The sequence below is a fragment of the Streptomyces sp. NPDC008163 genome (assembly GCF_042956885.1).
Lineage (GTDB): Bacteria > Actinomycetota > Actinomycetes > Streptomycetales > Streptomycetaceae > Streptomyces > Streptomyces drozdowiczii_A.
This window is the reverse complement of sequence record NZ_JBIBHG010000008.1, coordinates 79332-95098: the sequence shown is the minus strand read 5'-3', so window position 1 is coordinate 95098 and position 15767 is coordinate 79332. Positions and strand designations below refer to the sequence as shown.

The following is a 15767-nucleotide window of genomic DNA, read 5'->3' as shown; positions in this document are numbered from 1 at the left end:
GGGACGAGGCATTCCGTACGGCTCCGAGGCGCATCGAATTCCGTTGCGGCGCGCGGGGCCGGGGGCGATGATCGCCCGATGCCCTCATCCCTCCCCCACGCACATCCCGACGGCCGCGCGGGCATCGACGCCGCGCTCGTGGAGCGGCTGATCGCCGCGCAGTTCCCGCAGTGGAGCGGCCTGCCCGTGATCCCCGTCGAGGTCGACGGCTGGGACAACCGCACCTACCGCCTCGGCGACGCGATGACGGTCCGGCTGCCCACCGCCGCGGGCTACGTCCCCGCCGTGGAGAAGGAGCACGTCTGGCTGCCCCGCCTGGCCCCCTCGCTGCCGGTCCCGGTCCCCCCGGTCCTCGCCCTGGGCGCGCCCGGCGAGGGCTACCCCTTCCCCTGGTCGGTCCGGCGCTGGCTCCCCGGCGAGACGGCGGCGCGCGGGCATATCGCGGACCTGCCCGGCTTCGCGGTCTCGGTCGCCGGGTTCGTCCGCGCCCTCCAGCGCTGCGACCCGGCGGACGGCCCGGCGGCGGGCGCGCACAGCTGGCACCGGGGCGCCTCCCCCGCGTACTACGACGAGGAGACCCGCCGCTGCCTGGCCGTCCTGGCGGGCCGCGTGGACACGGAGCGGGCGCGGGCGGTCTGGGAGGCGGCCCTCGCCGCCGAGTGGCACGGGGACCCGGTGTGGTTCCACGGCGACATCGCCTCCGGCAACCTCCTGGTCCAGGGCGGCGAACTGGCCGCCGTGATCGACTTCGGCACCTCGGGCGTGGGCGACCCGGCCTGCGACCTCGTCATCGCCTGGGGCCTCTTCGACGGAGACAGCCGCGAGGCCTTCCGGGCCGCCGTCGCCCAGGACCCCGGGACCTGGGCCAGGGCCCGGGGCTGGGCGCTGTGGAAGGCCCTGCTGAATCTGACGGGGGACGCGGGGAAGGACCCGGCCCGCGCGGCGAACGAGCTGCGGGTGGTGGAGGCGGTGGTGGGGGAGCACGAGGGGCTGGGGTGAGACCCGAGCGTCCTACCCCAGGGGCCGTACGGCCAGCGTCCGGGCGTGCGCACCGTGCTCGCCCATCAGGTAGCAGCTGAGCCGGTCGAACAGCCAGGTGCGGGGCACGGCGGTGCGTCCCGGGCCGCTCCGGGCCAGAGCCAGCGCGGTCTCTTCGTCGGTGCGGCCCAGCGTGAGATGCGGCGTGTACGCCTCGCCGGTGTAGCGATACCCGAAACGGGCGTAGCTCGCGCGCTCCGCGTCCGTGAAGTGCGACATGTCCTGAGCGGTGTCGAAAGCCGCCCGGTCCAAGTGGGGTTCCACGAGCCGATAACGATTTCCTGGAGCCTCTCCAGGAGGGCCGGCCGCTCGACGGAGGCGAACAGCCAGCCGGAGGGCTGGTGGACGAGCCCTGTCGAGGCAAGGGATAACGCGGCGGGCAGGCTCAGGGAGACGGCTATGTGCTCCAGCACCGGGCCGGGTTGCAGCCGGTCGTCCAACCACCCCTGGAACACCGTCAGGTGGGGCAGGTTGCCGTCCTCGCTCAGTGCGGGCCTCAGCGGCTCAGCCGCCGCACCCAGATCCCGCTGCAGCCGGACGGCGGCGCGCGTGTGCTCCGGGCACGGGAGCAGGGCGATTCCGAGTTTTCTGGTCATGGACACATCCTCTCTGTACGGCCCGGCGGGCGGGCCGTATCGGTCAGTCCCCCAGCACCGGCAGCAGCTCCGGCAGCTGTCCGTCCGACGCGCCCGCCGCCGCCACGCGTTCCGCCGGGACCTCCCCGTACAGCGTCGTACGCGGCCTGGCCGGGCGGCCGGCGAGTTCCGCGATGGCCTCCAGGTCGCGGACCGAGCGGTAGGAGCCGTAACTCGAACCGGCCATGCGGGAGATGGTCTCCTCCATCAGCGTGCCGCCCAGGTCGTTCGCGCCGGAGCGGAGCATCTCGGCGGCGCCCTCCGTGCCGAGCTTGACCCAGCTGGTCTGGATGTTGGTGATGTGGGGGTGCAGGAGGAGGCGGGCCATCGCGGTGACGGCCCTGTTGTCGCGGTCGGTGGGGCCGGGGCGGGCGATCCCCGCGAGGTAGACCGGGGCGTTGGTGTGGATGAAGGGCAGGGTCACGAACTCCGTGAAGCCGCCGGTCTCCTGCTGGAGCGCGGCCAGGGTGCGCAGGTGGCCCAGCCAGTGGCGGGGCTGATCGACGTGGCCGTACATCATGGTCGAGGAGGAGCGCAGGCCCACCTCGTGGGCGGTCCTGATGACCTCCAGCCAGGTCGCCGTGGGCAGCTTGCCCTTGGTGAGGACCCAGCGGACGTCGTCGTCCAGGATCTCGGCGGCCGTGCCGGGGATCGAGCCGAGCCCGGCCTCCTCGGCGGCGGTCAGCCAGTCGCGGATCGACATGCCGGTGCGGGTGGCCCCGTTGACGACCTCCATCGGCGAGAACGCGTGGACGTGGATGCCGGGGACGCGTTCCTTCACCGCCCGCGCGATGTCGAAGTAGGCCGTGCCGGGCAGATCCGGGTGGATGCCGCCCTGCATGCAGACCTCGACCGCGCCCACGTCCCACGCCTGCGCGGCCCGGTCCGCGACCTGGTCGAGGGAGAGGGTGTACGCGTCGGCGTCGGTGCGGCGCTGGGCGAAGGCGCAGAAGCGGCAGCCGGTGTAGCAGACGTTGGTGAAGTTGATGTTCCGCGTGACGATGTACGTGACGTCGTCGCCGACCACGTCCCGCCGCAGCGCGTCCGCGATCCGGCACAGCTCGTCCAGGGCCGGGCCGTCCGCGTGCAGGAGGGTGAGTGCCTGGTCATCGGTGAGCTTCGTCGGGTCGTCCGCCGCCCGGCTCAGCGCCGCGCGCACGTCCCCGTCGATCCGGGACGGCACCATCCCGGGGGCCGCCGCCTCGCGCAGCGCCTCCCAGTCGCCGTAGACGACGTCGAAGTCGTCGCGGCGGTCGCCGGTGCGGCCCTCCGTGTCGATGGTGAGGTGCAGGTCGGTGCGGCCGGAGGCGTTGAACCCCTCGTCCGGCTCCTGCCAGGGCAGCCCCTCCGGGATCGCGCCCTCGCGGGCGAGCCCGGTCTCCGGGTCGGCGAGTGCCCGTACGTGCGGCAGCAGGCGCGGGTCCAGCCAGGGTTCGCCGCGCTGGATGAACTCCGGGTAGATCGTGAGCCGTTCGCGCAGCGTGAAGCCCGACTCGGCGGTGCGTGCCGCGAGTTCGTCGATGTGCGGCCACGGGCGCTCGGGGTTCACATGGTCGGGGGTGAGCGGCGAGACCCCGCCCCAGTCGTCGATGCCCGCGCCGATGAGCAGCGCGTACTCCGCGTCGACCAGGTTCGGCGGTGCCTGGATGCGGGCGGACGGGCCGAGGATGTGCCGGGCGACGGCGATCGCGGCGGCCAGCTCCTCCAGCTCCGCGTCCGGCATCCCGCGCATCGCGGTGTCCGGCTTGGCCCGGAAGTTCTGGACGATGACCTCCTGGATGCCGTGATAGGCCCGGGCGGTGCGGCGCAGCTCGAAGAGGGAGTCCGCGCGCTCCTCGTACGACTCGCCGATGCCGATCAGGATGCCCGTGGTGAACGGCACGTTGGACCGGCCCGCGTCCTCCAGGACCCGCAGGCGCACGGCCGGTTCCTTGTCCGGGGAGCCGTGGTGCGGGCCGCCGGGCTCGGACCACAGCCGGGTCGCGGTCGTCTCCAGCATCATGCCCATGGACGGCGCGACGGGCTTCAGCCGCTGGAGGTCCGTCCAGCTCATGACCCCGGGGTTGAGGTGCGGCAGCAGCCCCGTCTCCTCAAGGACCCGGATCGCCATGGCGCGTACGTACGCGAGGGTGTCGTCGTACCCCTCGGCCTCCAGCCACTCCCGTGCCTCGGGCCAGCGGTCCTCCGGCCGGTCCCCGAGCGTGAACAGGGCCTCCTTGCAGCCCATCGCCGCCCCCTCGCGGGCGATGGCCAGCACCTCGTCGGGCGACAGGAACATGCCGTGCCCGGCCCGGCGGAGCTTGCCGGGCACGGTGACGAACGTGCAGTAGTGGCACTTGTCGCGGCAGAGCCGGGTCAGCGGGATGAAGACCTTGCGGGAGTACGTGATGACCCCCGGGCGCCCCGCCGCCTCCAGGCCCGCGTCCCGCACCCGGGCGGCGGAGGCCGCGAGATCCGTCAGGTCCTCGCCGCGCGCCTGGAGCAGCACGGCGGCCTCCGCCCGGTCGAGTGCGACTCCGTCACGCGCGCGCTTGAGCGCGCGCCGCATCGAATTGGTCGTGGGGGGTCCGCTCTGAGGATCGGTCATGCCCCGAGCATACGAGCGGGTAGCCGGAGCCCGGATTACGCGTAGTACTCCAGGATCAGCGGCAGGTCCTGGGTCCATTCCCGCAGGCGGGAGCGGTTGCGGGCGGCCAGCGTCCAGGTGTGGACGGCTCCCGCGCGCAGGCGGACGGTGACCACCAGGAGCTTGGGCCCGTGCACCACGTATTCGATCCGGCCGATCTCCGCCCAGGCGAACTGGAGCTCAAGGCCGTTGCCCGCCTGGAACTCGATCCCGAGCGCGTCGATCACCAGCGAGCTGTCGGTGCCCACCCCGACGAACCCGATGTCGGTGACCGGCTCGGCGGGCGCCTGCTGCCACGGGCCGCCTGCGGGCCCCCGCGCGTAGGGGTTGTCGGGGATCGCGGCGGCGGGTGGGTAGGGCGAGGGGGTGTACGGGGACGGGCCGTAGGGGGACGCGGCCATCGGCGGGTACGGGGACGGGGTCCCGGAGCCCGGCGGGTAGGCCGGGGGCGCGGGCGGCTGGGAGTGCTGCGGCGCCGGGGGCTTGGTGAGGCTCGGCGGGGTCGCGTCGGCCGGGTGGCCCGGGCTCCGCGCCGGTAGGGGCACGGGCGGCACGTACGCCGGACCCCCGGGCGCGAACAGGTCCAACAGCGCCTCCGGCAGGGGCCGCTCGCCCGGCTCCTTCGCCAGGCAGGCCGCCACCACGTCCCGTACGCCCTCCGGCACCGCGCCCAGGTCCGGCGCCTCGTGCACCGACCGGTACATCATCCCCATGGGCGTCCCGGCCCCGAACGCGCTGCCGCCCGCCGCCGCGACGAGCACGGCGCCCAGGGCGAACACATCGGCAGGGGAGCCGACTTCGAGGCCCTGGGCCTGTTCGGGGGCGAGGAAGCCCGGCGTACCGAAGGCCATCCCGGTCGCGGTGAGCCGGGTCGATTCCAGGGCGCGGGCGATGCCGAAGTCCAGGACGCGCGGTCCGTCCGCCGCCATGATGATGTTGCCCGGCTTCAGGTCGCGGTGGACGAGCCCGCAACGGTGGATGGCTGCCAGCGCCTCGGCGAGGGCCGCGCCCAGCTGCCGCAGCCGCGCCTCGTCCATCGGGCCCTCGGCCTGCACGAGCGCGGCGAGCGTGGGCCCGGGGATGTAGGCCGTCGCCAGCCAGGGCGCGGGCGCGTCGGGGTCCGCGTCGACCACCGGAGCCGTGTGGAAGCCGCCGACGCTCCGGGCGGCCTCGACCTCGGCCCGGAACCGCTCGCGGAAGTGCGGATCGACGGCCAGTTCGGAGCGGGCCACCTTCACGGCGACCGCGCGGCCGCCCCGGGACCGCGCCAGATAGACGACGCCCATGCCACCGGCGCCGAGCTGCCGTTCGTATCCGCCGACCCTCTCGGGCAGGTCCGCCCCGTGCGTTCCGTACGCCATGCGCTCGGCGCTCCCCCCGGTGATCCGGCGGCCCAGTATGCCGTGTGCCCGCCCATACGCGGCAGGGCCGGGTGGGGCGGGTGAAAGGGGTGCCGGGGGTGTTCACCGGCCGGCCGGGAAAGGACTGCCACCTCCGGCCACTCTCAACGTATAGCGCAAGGGGGGCCTTGCCGCAAGGCCCCCCTCGTCCCGCACAATCGCTGATCCGAGCCAGCCACCTGCGGCATTTGGGAGTTTCACGTAGTGCCCGAACCGATGCACACCCCTGTCACCACGAGCGCCTTCGCGCTGACCGGCGACCGCGCCGAGGCCAAGGCGGACCCCGCCCTGACCGCCGGGGACGAGCGCCACTTCTCGGCCATCGCGCGCTGCCTGGAGGAGACCGTCGCCGAACTGACCGCCGCCCTCGACGCCGCCCGCCGCGCCCCGGGCGGCCTGGGCAGGCAGGGGCTGGACCGGGACGCCGAGATCCACCGGCTGACCGCCCGGCTGCGCACCCTGCGCCGCTTCGGCCTGGACCTGTGCCTCGGCCACATGGCCGGCGCGGACGGCTCCGAGCCGGTGTACGTGGGACGGCTCGGCCTCACCGACCGCGAGGGCCGCCGGCTGCTGACGGACTGGCGCTCCCCGGCCGCCGAGCCGTTCTTCGGGGCGACGCACGGCAACCCGATGGGCCTCGCGAGCCGCCGCCGCTACCGGTGGTCGGGCGGGCGGGTCAGCGACTACTGGGACGAGGTGTTCGCCCCGGACGCCTTCGCCGGGCACGCCGCGCTGGACGACCAGTCGGCGTTCATCGCGAGCCTGGGCTCCAACCGGTCGCCCCGGATGCGGGACGTGCTGGGCACCATCCAGGCGGACCAGGACGCGATCGTCCGCGCCGGTTCGCGCGGGGCGCTCGTCGTGGACGGCGGCCCGGGCACCGGCAAGACGGTCGTGGCCCTGCACCGCGCCGCGTACCTCCTGTACGCGGACCCGCGCCTCGGGCAGCGGCGCGGCGGCGTCCTCTTCGTCGGCCCGCACCAGCCGTACCTGGGGTACGTCGCCGATGTGCTGCCGAGCCTCGGCGAGGACGGGGTGCGCACGTGCACGCTGCGCGACCTCGTCCCGGAGGGCGCGGCGGCCGTGCCCGAGGCCGATCCGGAGGTCGCCCGGCTGAAGGCGTCGGCGGAGCTGGTGCGGGCGGTCGAGGCGGCCGCCGCGTTCTACGAGGAGCCGCCGTCGAAGGGCCTGACCGTGACGACGGCCTGGGCGGACGTCCGGCTGACCGCCGCCGAGTGGGCCGTGGCCTTCGAGTCGGCGCCGGGCGTCCCGCACAACGAGGCGCGCGACGCGGTCCTGGAGGAGATCCTGACCATCCTCGCCGACAAGCACGCGGACCGGCAGGACGAGGAGGTCCCGGAGCACCTGGTGCGGCAGGCGCTGCTGCGCGACCGGGAGCTGATGACGGCCTTCGACCGGGCGTGGCCCCTGCTGGACGCGGCGGACCTGGTCGGCGACCTGTGGTCGGTCCCGGCCTATCTGCGGACGTGCGCGCCCTGGCTCACCCGCGATGAGGTGGCCCTGCTCCAGCGTGCCGCGCCCCAGGCGTGGACGGTTTCCGACCTGCCGGTCCTGGACGCGGCCCGGCAGCGGCTCGGCGACCCGGACGCGGCTCGCCGCCGACGCCGCAACGAGGCGACGGCGGCCGCCGAGCGCGCCCGCCGGGCCGAGGCGATCGACAGCCTCCTGGAGAACGCGGAGATCGACGAGAGCCAGGGCGCGGTGGGGATGCTGCGCGGCCGGGACCTCCAGGACACGCTGCTCGACCCGGACGCGCTGTCCACCGCCGAACCGGACGAGCTGGCGGGACCGTTCGCGCATGTGGTGGTGGACGAGGCGCAGGAACTGGCCGACGCGGAGTGGCAGATGCTGATCCAGCGGTGCCCCTCGCGCAGCTTCACGATCGTCGGCGACCGCGCGCAGGCCCGGCGCGGCTTCACGGAGTCGTGGCGGGAGCGGCTGGAACGGGTCGGCCTGGACCGGATCACGCTGTCCGCGCTGACCGTCAACTACCGCACGCCGGAGGAGATCATGACGGCGGCGGAGCCGGTGATCCGGGCCGCCCTGCCCAACGCCAACGTCCCGGTGTCCATCAGGAGCAGCGGTATCCCCGTCGCGCACGGCCCGGTCACGGACCTCCCAGCCGTCCTCGACACCTGGCTGACGACCCACCCCGAGGGCACGGCGTGCGTCATCGGCGCGCCTGCGTCCTTCCGCCCGCCGTCGCCCCGGGTCCGCGCACTGACCCCCACACTCTCGAAGGGCCTGGAGTTCGACCTCGTGGTCCTGGTCGAGCCGGAGTCCTTCGGGACGGGGGTCGGCGGGGCGGTGGACCGGTACGTGGCGATGACCCGGGCCACGCGGGAGCTGGTGGTGCTGACGGGGGCGTGAGGGGGCGCGCTGGGGCGCCTCGGTGTCTTCCCAGCGGACCCGATCACTCTCCGCTCCCACCCGTTACTTGCATTGATGAATGTATCTTGCATGCAAGCATCAGCGGGGAACCGAAATGGTCGTACCGCCGCTGAATCCCGCCGAGGTCGCCTCGATGCTCGATCTGTCGCCCGCCGACGCCTTCGACGCCTATCTGGTGTCCGGCGGCCTCCCGCTCATCCTTGAGGAGTGGCCACAGGGTGCCGGGCTGTGGGAATACCTGGAACTGGCCCTGCGCAGACCGACGTCTGCGCTACTGGTCAGCGGCGAAAGGTCTTTGGCTGCCGAGTTTCCCGTCGAGGCTCAGGCCCGCACCGTCCTGGGTGCCATCGGTCACGGCGAGCGCACCTTCACCCTGATCGGCAGGGCCGCTGGGGGTCTCAACCCCAGCTCGGTTTCCCGCTCGCTGGCGCTCCTCTCCTCTCGCGGCATGGTTGCCGCAGAACTCCCGCTCTCCACCAAGCCCAGCCGGGAGACCCGCTATCGCATCGATGACCCCTACCTGCGCTTCTGGCTCTCCTTCATCGGCCCAGGCATCCCCGCGATCGAACGCGGCCGGGGCGACCGCGTTCTCGACACCATCCGCACCAATTGGACGTCGTGGCGGGGCAGGGCCATCGAGCCCGTCATCCGTGAAGCCCTGTGGCGAATCGGCTCCGATGACGGGCAACTGCCCGCGGGCACCGATGCGATCGGTGGCTACTGGACCCGTACCAACGACCCGGAGATCGACATCGTCGGCGCCGACCGCGCCCCCATCGCCAAGAAGATCACCCTCGTGGGTTCGGTCAAGTGGCTGGAGAAGAAGCCCTTCGACCACCGCGACCTCGGCCGCCTCGTCACCCACCGCTCCCAGCTTCCAGGCGCCGACGAGACCACCCCCTTGCTCGCCGTCACCCGCAGCGGCTGCACAGCCGGTGTCCCCGCTCTCACACCCCAGGACCTCCTTGACGCCTGGGCCTAGGCGCCACCCGCGCCCACACCGTCTTGCCGACGACGCGCTCGGCGACGCCCCACTCCGCCGCCAGCGCCTCGACCAGCCGCAGCCCGTGCCCGCTCTCGGCAACGGGCCCGCCCGCGCGCAGCTCCGGGCGCCGCTCGCCGCGCGCGTCCGACACCTCGACGCGGATGCCGTCCGCCTCGGGGAGCACGCGCAGCTCGAAGTCCCGGCCGGTGACGTGGCCGTGCAGCACCGCGTTGGCGGCCAGCTCGGCCACGACCACCGCGACGTCGTCGGACAGCTCGCACCCGTACGGCACGCCCCAGGCGTCGAGTTGCTGCACGGCGAGGCGTCGGGCGAGGCGGGCGCCCCGCCGGGTCGCGCTGAAGCGCTGGACGAAGTCGGTACCCGCACGGGTGATTTCGGCGTTCATGTGACCCAGCGTGTCCGCCTGCTCATACGCTGACCAGGAGTGACCACACGACTCCAGCTAGCTGTACGGGCCTGCCCGACCGGCTGTACGGGGCGTCGGCCGTGACCGGACGGACAGAGGCGGTACGGGGCAGATGACGAACACGCAACGTGAGGAACGGCCGGAGCGCCCGGCCGAGTCGGACGGCACGGCGCACCTCTTCAGGGCGCTGGGCCGCCAGTTGAAGTTCCTGCGCGAACGCGCGGGGATGAACCAGAGGGAGCTGGCTTCGCTGGTCCATTGCGGCGAGGACTTGGTCTCCGCGATCGAACGGGGCGTCCGCACCCCACAGGTGGACTTCCTGGCCTCGGCGGACCGGGCCCTGGACACGGGGGGATTTCTGTCGGTAGCGGCGGAGGAGGTGCGGGAGGCGCTGGCACGGTCGCGTGCGCGGCATCCGGGATGGTTCCGGGACTACGCACGGACGGAGGCGGAGGCTGTCGCACTGCACATCTACAGCACTCAGGCGGTCCCCGGCCTTCTCCAAACGGAGGAGTACGCACGCGCGGTCTTCACTCAACGGCGACCGCTGCTGGACGAGCAGACCATCGAGAAGCGCGTGGCCGACCGTATGGCCCGACAGCAACTCTTCGAATGCTGGCCTGCGCCGACGATCAGCTTCCTCTTGGAGGAGTCCATCCTCCAGCGCCCGATTGGCGGGGAGCAGGTTCACCGTGCCCAGTTGCAGAGGCTGTTGACCGTAGGACGGATGCGCAATGTCGAACTCCAGGTCGTGACGACCGACCGGACAGAGCACCCCAGCTTGGACACCTCGTTCACCCTGGTCACACCGAAGGGGCGCCAGGAGGCCGCGTACACCGAGACTTACGGGTATGCAAGGCTGATCACGGACCCTGCTGAGGTGCGAGTCTTCACCGAACGCTATGGAATTCTGCGGGCGCAGGCTCTCTCCCCCAGGGAGTCCCTGGCACTCCTCGAAAAGATGTTGGGAGACCGATGAACACTGAGCAACTCCACTGGTTCAAGAGCAGCCACAGCGGCGGCGAAGGCGGCAACTGCATCGAGGTCGCCTATAACTGGCGCAAGTCCAGCTACAGCAGCGGCGAGGGCGGCGAGTGCATCGAGGTCGCGACCTGCGCGTCCGCGATCCACGTCCGCGACTCGAAGAACATCCCCGGCCCCCACTTCGACGTGGCGCCCACGGCCTGGTCCGCGTTCGTCACGTACGCGCGCCAGGGCTGAGAAGCCGGACGGCGAGCCCCACCCGGGCGCTCGCCGTCCGACCGGCGCCTCAGCCGCCCGGGGTCTCGTCCACCTTGAAGTCCATGTTCACCTTGCCGCCGACAACCGACTTCGCGGTGACCGTCACTCCGTACTGCTTTCCGCTGTCGGCCAGTTGGCAGCGCACCGTGGCGCCGGCCTTGGCGGGCAGGTTCTCCGGGCAGGAGAAGGCGTCGGGCTGCTTGCCCACCTGGGCGGCGAGGGCGGCCTTGCCCTGGCGGGCGACCTCGGCCTTGTCCACGGAGCCGGAGGCGCTGTCCGCGCTCGCGGAGTCGGACGGCTGCGCCGAATCGCTGGGCTGGGGGTCGGCGGAGGCGCCGCTGCCCGCTCCGGTGTTGCCGTCCCCCTTGAAGTCCATGTTCACCTTCTTGCCGTCGACGGACTTCACGGTCGCCGTCATACCGAGCTTCCTGCCGCTGTCGGTGATCGTGCAGCGCACCGACTCACCGACCTTCCCCTTGAGGTCGTCCTCGCAGGTCACGTCCTCGGGCGCGCGCCCGGCCTGCTTCTCCACAGCGGCGGAGACCTGCTTGGCGACCTCCTCCTTCTTGACGACCAGGTCGCCGCCGAAGCTGAACGAGCAGCCCGAGACGAAGAACAGGGCCAGCGTCCCGGCCGCCGCTCCGGACACCATCCGACTCCGTACGGACTGCTTCATGGGTCCCCCAAGCATCGATGTACCCGCCAAGAACTGGCTTGCCAAGCTACCACCGGGGCTCGAACAGCCGACCGGGTCAGCCCCTCCCGCACTCCGAAAGCGCGGGCGTCCCGCGCGCCCCTCACCTCAGCCCGCGCGCGGCGCGCTCCGCCTCGATCAGGGTCTCCATCAGCTTCTCCGGGTCCACGGTGTAGTCGCTGTCGTCCAGCGCGTCGTAGTCCGCCGTGCCCAGCGGGAGTCCCAGCGCGGCCAGTTCGGCGGCCAGCTGTCCGTATGCCACGCGCTCGTCCGGCTCGTCCAGGTAGGCGGACCGTTCGAAGGCGACGGCCTCCGCCAGGGTGGAGCCGGTCATCTGCCAGAGGGTGAACTCCGTGTCCAGTTCGATCGGCCGGACGGCCGGTTCGTCCGGATGGACCCAGTATCCGACCCACCCCTTGCCGCCCTTGGCGACGAGCTTCACGTACTCGGTCAGCCGCGCGACCCCGGCGTTGACGGCCTGCATCTCCGGGTCGGCCAGCTCCGCCTCGCTCAGATAGCCGGTGTCCAGGAACGGGTGGAGCTCGCCCTCCTCGAAGAACTCAAGCCCCAGCAGGTGGGTGAAGTCGTCACGCCCCTCCCAGTGCGCGAGCAGCAGCACGCGCAGATCGTCCGGCACCGGGCGGCCGTCCAGCCGCTCACGGCTGAACGCGGCGAGCCGTTCGTCGTACGTGGTGTCCACGGGTCCCTCTCGTGGGTCGGAGCAGCAGGTCCTACAGGTACGCCGCGTACGCGTCCAGCGTCCGCAGCACCTCCGGTTCCGGGGCCGGGGGAAGCTGGAGGACGACCTCCTCGATGCCCAGGTCCGCGAAGCGGGTCAGCTTGCCGGGGGACGGGAGGACCGCGTACGGGACGACGTGGAGGTCCTCCGGGTCGCGGCCGGCCGCCTCCCAGGCGGTACGGAGACGGGGCAGGGACTCCGTGAGGCCCCCGCCGCCGATGGGGAGCCAGCCGTCGGCCGACGCCGCGATCCGGTCGAACAGCTTGGGGCCGGCCGCGCCGCCGATCAGGGTGCGGGGGCCCTGCGGCCGGTGCGGCTTCGGGTGGGCCTCGCTGGCGCGTACGGAGCCGAACTCCCCCTCGTACGCCGTGGGTTCCGCAGCCCACAGCGCCCGCATCAGCGCAAGCCGCTCGCGGCCGAGGCGGCGGCGGGTCGACCACTCGACGCCGTGGTCGGCGGCCTCCTCGACGTTCCAGCCGTAGCCGAGGCCCAGGGTGAAGCGGCCGCCGGAGAGGTGGTCCAGGGTGGCGATCCGCTTGGCCAGGTCGATGGGGTCGTGCTGGGCGATCAGGGTGATGCCCGTGCCCAGGGCCAGCCGCTCGGTGACGGCCGCGGCCTGGGCGAGCGCGACGAAGGGGTCCAGGGTGCGTCCGTACTCGCGAGGCAGCTCACCGCCCGCCGGGTAGGGGGTGTCCCTGCTCACCGGGATGTGGGTGTGCTCGGGCAGGTAGAGCCCGGCGAACCCGCGCTGTTCGAGCTGGTGCGCCAGCCGCACCGGGGTGATCGTCTCGTCGGTGAGGAAGATCGTGGTGGCGATCCGCATACGAAGGCACCTCCGTGGTTGTCCCGTGACGCCCCCAAACGTATGCGGTCGGGGGCACGGAGGGGCGTCTCCGACGATGTGGGTCAGGCTCTGGTTCAACCGGGCCGGCAAACCGCACCAGCGCGCGTACACCCTGGTCGACCCGGACCCGGAAGCCGGCACGTTCACGCTGGAGTTCGCGCTGCACGAGGGCCCGGCCACGGACTGGGCGCTCGCCGCCCGCCACGGCCGGGGCGGGGCGCTCATCGACGCGGTGAAGTCCGGGCTGCCGGGCGTGCTCGGCGAGGACGCCTCGGGCGCGTACGTCCGGATCGCCTGCGACACGGCGACGACCAGGGCCCTGTCGGCGTACGTGCGCAGGGACCTGGCCGTCCCCAAGGAACGCGTGCACGCCCTGGGTTACTGGCGCGCGGGCTGAGCGTCAGCCCCGAGCGACCGCGTGCATGGTGTACGGAGCGCGCATCGTCGCCGGGCCCAGCGTCACCATGGCACCGGCCGAGGCGATCTGCGCGGTGCTGGACGTGCCGGGGTAGAACCAGCGCCAGCTGCCCGAACCGCTCGCGGTCACGGTCGCGGAGAGACGGCCCGAGCTGTTCGACTCGACCGTCTTCACGGTCCTGTACGCGCTCGCGCCCGCCTTCCGGAACTGGAGCTGGACGCTCTGACCGGCGTACCCCCGGTACTTCAGCGCCTCCCAGTCGGCCCGGCTCAGCGTGCCGGTGACCTTGACCTGCTTGCCGCCGGAGAGCGGGCTCGGGCCGGTCGCGGCGGTGGTCAGGGTCGAGGCGCGTTTGAGGTTGAACGGGGCGACGCAGTCGAAGATCCAGTAGTCGCCGTCGTTGGCCTGCACGTTCCCGTATGCGCACCAACGACCGGTCGCGTCATTGGCGTTCTCCTCGCTGTAGCCGGGCAGGTACGCCGGTACGAAACGCATCGTCGCCGTGCATTCCGACGTGGTGGCACTCACCTTCCGGCAGGTGGCTCCATCCCACTCGGGCGGGGCGCCCCAGTGCGTCGTGGAGCTGTTCGCCCAGATCTTGCCCAGGCTCTTCACGCCGGAGTTGTCCTTGATCGTCAGCTTGACCGGGAAGGTCACATGTCCGCTGACGCCCACGACCACGCTCTTGCCGTTGTTCGTCACCCCCTTCGTGATCCGGATGTCGCCCCGCCCCTCGGCGTTGGCCGCCGTCGTGCCGAGCACCGTCATGGCCGCCACGGCGGCCACCGTGCCCCACAGCACGTGTCTTCGCATATGTCCCCTCCTCATCGCGTCCCGCTCCGGCTCCCGGGGCGGCCGCGTCGGCACAGCGTAGAGCCGGGGCGCGGGCCGTCCGCCGGAGGGGCCCGCGACGGGGCGAGCGCCCGGGGTCAGGCCGCCCCGGCCACCGGCTCGGGCGCCTGCATCGCGCCCAACCGCCGCTCGCAGCAGCGGCTTTGCCACACCGCCACGCCCGCCACCGCGACCCCCAGGGCCAGCCAGCCCGCCGGCCCCGCGGCCATGACCACGCCCGTGAGCAGCGGTGGGCCCGCCGACTTCTGGATGGACTGGGACATGCCGGCCACGCCCAGGTAGGCGGCCCGTTCATCCGGCGGGGCGAGCAGGACGGCCAGTTCCCAGGAGCTGATCGAGCGCATCAGCTCGGCCATCGTGACCAGGACGGCCGCCGCGAGCAGGATCCCGGCCGCCGTCCAGGTGCCGCAACCGGTGGACACGGCCGGCAGGGCGCAGGTGACGAAGAGCAGGACGCCGTACACCAGCACCGCCCGCACCGCCTTGCGCGGGCCCTCGGCCCGTCGGGAGACGGCCAGTTGGAGCAGGACGACCAGCACGGTGTTGATGACCAGGAAGGCCGGGACGAGGGCGTGCGGGGCGGAGGTGCGGTCGACGAGCCAGAGCGGGAGGCCGACGCCGAGCACCGAGTCGTCCAGATTCATCGGGATGTCGAGGAGGACGAAGCGGAGGTAACCGCGGTCCCGCCAGGGGCTCTTGGTGCCCGGAAGGGGCGCCTCGGGGCGCTTCGGCGCGACCACCCCGCCCGGCTCACCCGTACGCCACACCAGCGCGGCGGCGACGAGGAAGGAGAGCGCGTTGCCGAGGATCAGCGCACGGTACGCCTCCGCCGTGCCGGCCGCCAGGCCGATCGCGGCGAGCCCGGCGCCCAGCCCGTAGCCCGCGTTGGCGGCGCTGCGGGACAACGCCTGGTAGGCGGCCCGGCGTTCGCCCGCCGCGCGCGTGGCGAACAGCATCTCCAGGGTCTTGGCCGCCCTGTCCCCCAGATAGGTCACGGCGACCACGACGAGCAGCGCGTCGAACCGCGTACAGACCAGCACCAGCGTCAGCGTGACGAGGCGCAGCAGGTGGCAGCCGATCAGCAGCGGGCGCACCGGAAAGCGGCTCGCGAGTCGTCCGGCGAGGGGTGAGCCCGCGATCCCGGCGACGCCCGCCGTGCCGAGGAGGACGCCGATCTGCTGGGCGCTGAGGTGGGTGACGAAGGTGAGATAGAGGACCGAGGAGGCCGCCCACAGCCCGGTGCCGGTGCGGTCGACGGCCAGGGCCCGGAGCATGATCCGGGCATCCCTGCCGCCCGGCGGATTCCGCAACTGGGCCAGCAACCCCGCCTGTTTCCGGACCCGCCCCACGCCGTACCCCCAAGTATCTCGACATCAAGAGATCCATCGACCCGCGAAGCCTGCCCGGACATTCTCTTGATGTCAAGATGCTTGATATCGACAGACGTGCGCCCGC

The 15767-nt window shown here is 72.6% G+C and carries 13 protein-coding genes and 2 pseudogenes; 6 read left to right on the top strand and 9 right to left on the bottom strand.

What is annotated here, in order from left to right; translation table 11 throughout:
* The first annotated feature begins 78 nt into the window (after nucleotides 1-78).
* Nucleotides 79-999: a phosphotransferase gene (locus tag ACFZAT_RS19100; protein ID WP_391265391.1), complete on the top strand. Its 921-nt coding sequence runs from the start codon at nucleotides 79-81 to the stop codon at nucleotides 997-999.
* Between the two features lie 12 nt (nucleotides 1000-1011).
* Here ACFZAT_RS19100 and ACFZAT_RS19095 read toward each other — a convergent pair whose 3' ends face one another.
* The 3 genes from ACFZAT_RS19095 to ACFZAT_RS19085 form a co-directional block, all read right to left on the bottom strand.
* Nucleotides 1012-1302 (bottom strand): hypothetical protein, encoded by a 291-nt coding sequence (locus tag ACFZAT_RS19095; protein WP_391265390.1) that lies wholly within the window; start codon nucleotides 1300-1302, stop codon nucleotides 1012-1014.
* Between the two features lie 375 nt (nucleotides 1303-1677).
* The gene (locus ACFZAT_RS19090; protein ID WP_391265389.1) at nucleotides 1678-4260 is read right to left on the bottom strand and encodes a bifunctional FO biosynthesis protein CofGH; all 2583 of its coding nucleotides are present in this window, start codon (nucleotides 4258-4260) and stop codon (nucleotides 1678-1680) included.
* Nucleotides 4261-4295: 35 nt separating this feature from the next.
* Entirely contained in the window at nucleotides 4296-5660 is a 1365-nt protein-coding gene (locus ACFZAT_RS19085; RefSeq protein WP_391265388.1) for a protein kinase, read from the bottom strand.
* A 255-nt stretch (nucleotides 5661-5915) separates the two neighbouring features.
* Between ACFZAT_RS19085 and helR the strand changes: the two genes are divergently transcribed.
* Both helR and ACFZAT_RS19075 read left to right on the top strand, forming a co-directional pair.
* Nucleotides 5916-8090, top strand: a complete 2175-nt coding sequence (gene helR, locus ACFZAT_RS19080) for an RNA polymerase recycling motor ATPase HelR (RefSeq protein WP_391265611.1) — start codon at nucleotides 5916-5918, stop codon at nucleotides 8088-8090.
* A gap of 97 nt (nucleotides 8091-8187) precedes the next feature.
* A pseudogene (locus ACFZAT_RS19075) lies at nucleotides 8188-9093 on the top strand (ATP-binding protein); the annotation flags it as partial.
* On the opposite strand, the gene ACFZAT_RS19070 reads toward ACFZAT_RS19075, so the two are convergent.
* Entirely contained in the window at nucleotides 9059-9502 is a 444-nt protein-coding gene (locus tag ACFZAT_RS19070) for an ATP-binding protein (protein WP_391265387.1), read from the bottom strand. The pseudogene ACFZAT_RS19075 and the gene ACFZAT_RS19070 overlap by 35 nt on opposite strands.
* 133 nt (nucleotides 9503-9635) lie before the next feature.
* Between ACFZAT_RS19070 and ACFZAT_RS19065 the strand changes: the two genes are divergently transcribed.
* Entirely contained in the window at nucleotides 9636-10502 is an 867-nt protein-coding gene (locus tag ACFZAT_RS19065) for a Scr1 family TA system antitoxin-like transcriptional regulator (protein ID WP_391265386.1), read from the top strand.
* A complete protein-coding gene (locus ACFZAT_RS19060; protein ID WP_132903114.1) occupies nucleotides 10499-10744 on the top strand; it encodes a DUF397 domain-containing protein in 246 nt (81 codons plus the stop codon). Before ACFZAT_RS19065 ends, ACFZAT_RS19060 begins: the two co-directional genes overlap by 4 nt.
* A 49-nt stretch (nucleotides 10745-10793) precedes the next feature.
* Here ACFZAT_RS19060 and ACFZAT_RS19055 read toward each other — a convergent pair whose 3' ends face one another.
* The 3 genes from ACFZAT_RS19055 to ACFZAT_RS19045 all read right to left on the bottom strand — a co-directional run bounded on the left by ACFZAT_RS19055 (nucleotide 10794) and on the right by ACFZAT_RS19045 (nucleotide 13021).
* Nucleotides 10794-11417, bottom strand: a complete 624-nt coding sequence (locus ACFZAT_RS19055; RefSeq protein WP_391265385.1) for a DUF4333 domain-containing protein — start codon at nucleotides 11415-11417, stop codon at nucleotides 10794-10796.
* Between the two features lie 145 nt (nucleotides 11418-11562).
* Nucleotides 11563-12159 carry a hypothetical protein gene (locus ACFZAT_RS19050; RefSeq protein WP_391265384.1) on the bottom strand — a complete coding sequence of 199 codons (597 nt, stop codon included), beginning with the start codon at nucleotides 12157-12159 and terminating at the stop codon, nucleotides 11563-11565.
* 31 nt (nucleotides 12160-12190) lie between these two features.
* Nucleotides 12191-13021 carry a TIGR03619 family F420-dependent LLM class oxidoreductase gene (locus tag ACFZAT_RS19045; RefSeq protein ID WP_391265383.1) on the bottom strand — a complete coding sequence of 277 codons (831 nt, stop codon included), beginning with the start codon at nucleotides 13019-13021 and terminating at the stop codon, nucleotides 12191-12193.
* 58 nt (nucleotides 13022-13079) lie between these two features.
* Between ACFZAT_RS19045 and ACFZAT_RS19040 the strand changes: the two are divergent.
* Nucleotides 13080-13439 (top strand): annotated as a pseudogene (locus ACFZAT_RS19040) (siderophore-interacting protein); the annotation flags it as partial.
* A gap of 3 nt (nucleotides 13440-13442) precedes the next feature.
* Here the strand turns inward: ACFZAT_RS19040 and ACFZAT_RS19035 are convergent.
* The gene (locus ACFZAT_RS19035) at nucleotides 13443-14273 is read right to left on the bottom strand and encodes a hypothetical protein (protein ID WP_391265382.1); all 831 of its coding nucleotides are present in this window, start codon (nucleotides 14271-14273) and stop codon (nucleotides 13443-13445) included.
* 116 nt (nucleotides 14274-14389) lie between these two features.
* Nucleotides 14390-15586, bottom strand: coding sequence for an MFS transporter (locus ACFZAT_RS19030; RefSeq protein WP_391265381.1), 1197 nt, complete (start codon nucleotides 15584-15586; stop codon nucleotides 14390-14392).
* Nucleotides 15587-15767 lie beyond the last annotated feature (181 nt).

What these genes read in the sequence shown, in the direction of transcription:
- ACFZAT_RS19100 (WP_391265391.1), top strand. Translation starts at nt 79, where the DNA reads ATGCCCTCATCCCTCCCCCACGCACATCCCGACGGCCGCGCGGGCATC.
- ACFZAT_RS19090 (WP_391265389.1), bottom strand. Translation starts at nt 4,260, where the DNA reads ATGACCGATCCTCAGAGCGGACCCCCCACGACCAATTCGATGCGGCGC.
- ACFZAT_RS19085 (WP_391265388.1), bottom strand. Translation starts at nt 5,660, where the DNA reads ATGGCGTACGGAACGCACGGGGCGGACCTGCCCGAGAGGGTCGGCGGA.
- helR (WP_391265611.1), top strand. Translation starts at nt 5,916, where the DNA reads ATGCACACCCCTGTCACCACGAGCGCCTTCGCGCTGACCGGCGACCGC.
- ACFZAT_RS19070 (WP_391265387.1), bottom strand. Translation starts at nt 9,502, where the DNA reads ATGAACGCCGAAATCACCCGTGCGGGTACCGACTTCGTCCAGCGCTTC.
- ACFZAT_RS19065 (WP_391265386.1), top strand. Translation starts at nt 9,636, where the DNA reads ATGACGAACACGCAACGTGAGGAACGGCCGGAGCGCCCGGCCGAGTCG.
- ACFZAT_RS19060 (WP_132903114.1), top strand. Translation starts at nt 10,499, where the DNA reads ATGAACACTGAGCAACTCCACTGGTTCAAGAGCAGCCACAGCGGCGGC.
- ACFZAT_RS19055 (WP_391265385.1), bottom strand. Translation starts at nt 11,417, where the DNA reads ATGGTGTCCGGAGCGGCGGCCGGGACGCTGGCCCTGTTCTTCGTCTCG.
- ACFZAT_RS19045 (WP_391265383.1), bottom strand. Translation starts at nt 13,021, where the DNA reads ATGCGGATCGCCACCACGATCTTCCTCACCGACGAGACGATCACCCCG.
- ACFZAT_RS19035 (WP_391265382.1), bottom strand. Translation starts at nt 14,273, where the DNA reads ATGCGAAGACACGTGCTGTGGGGCACGGTGGCCGCCGTGGCGGCCATG.
- ACFZAT_RS19030 (WP_391265381.1), bottom strand. Translation starts at nt 15,586, where the DNA reads ATGCTCCGGGCCCTGGCCGTCGACCGCACCGGCACCGGGCTGTGGGCG.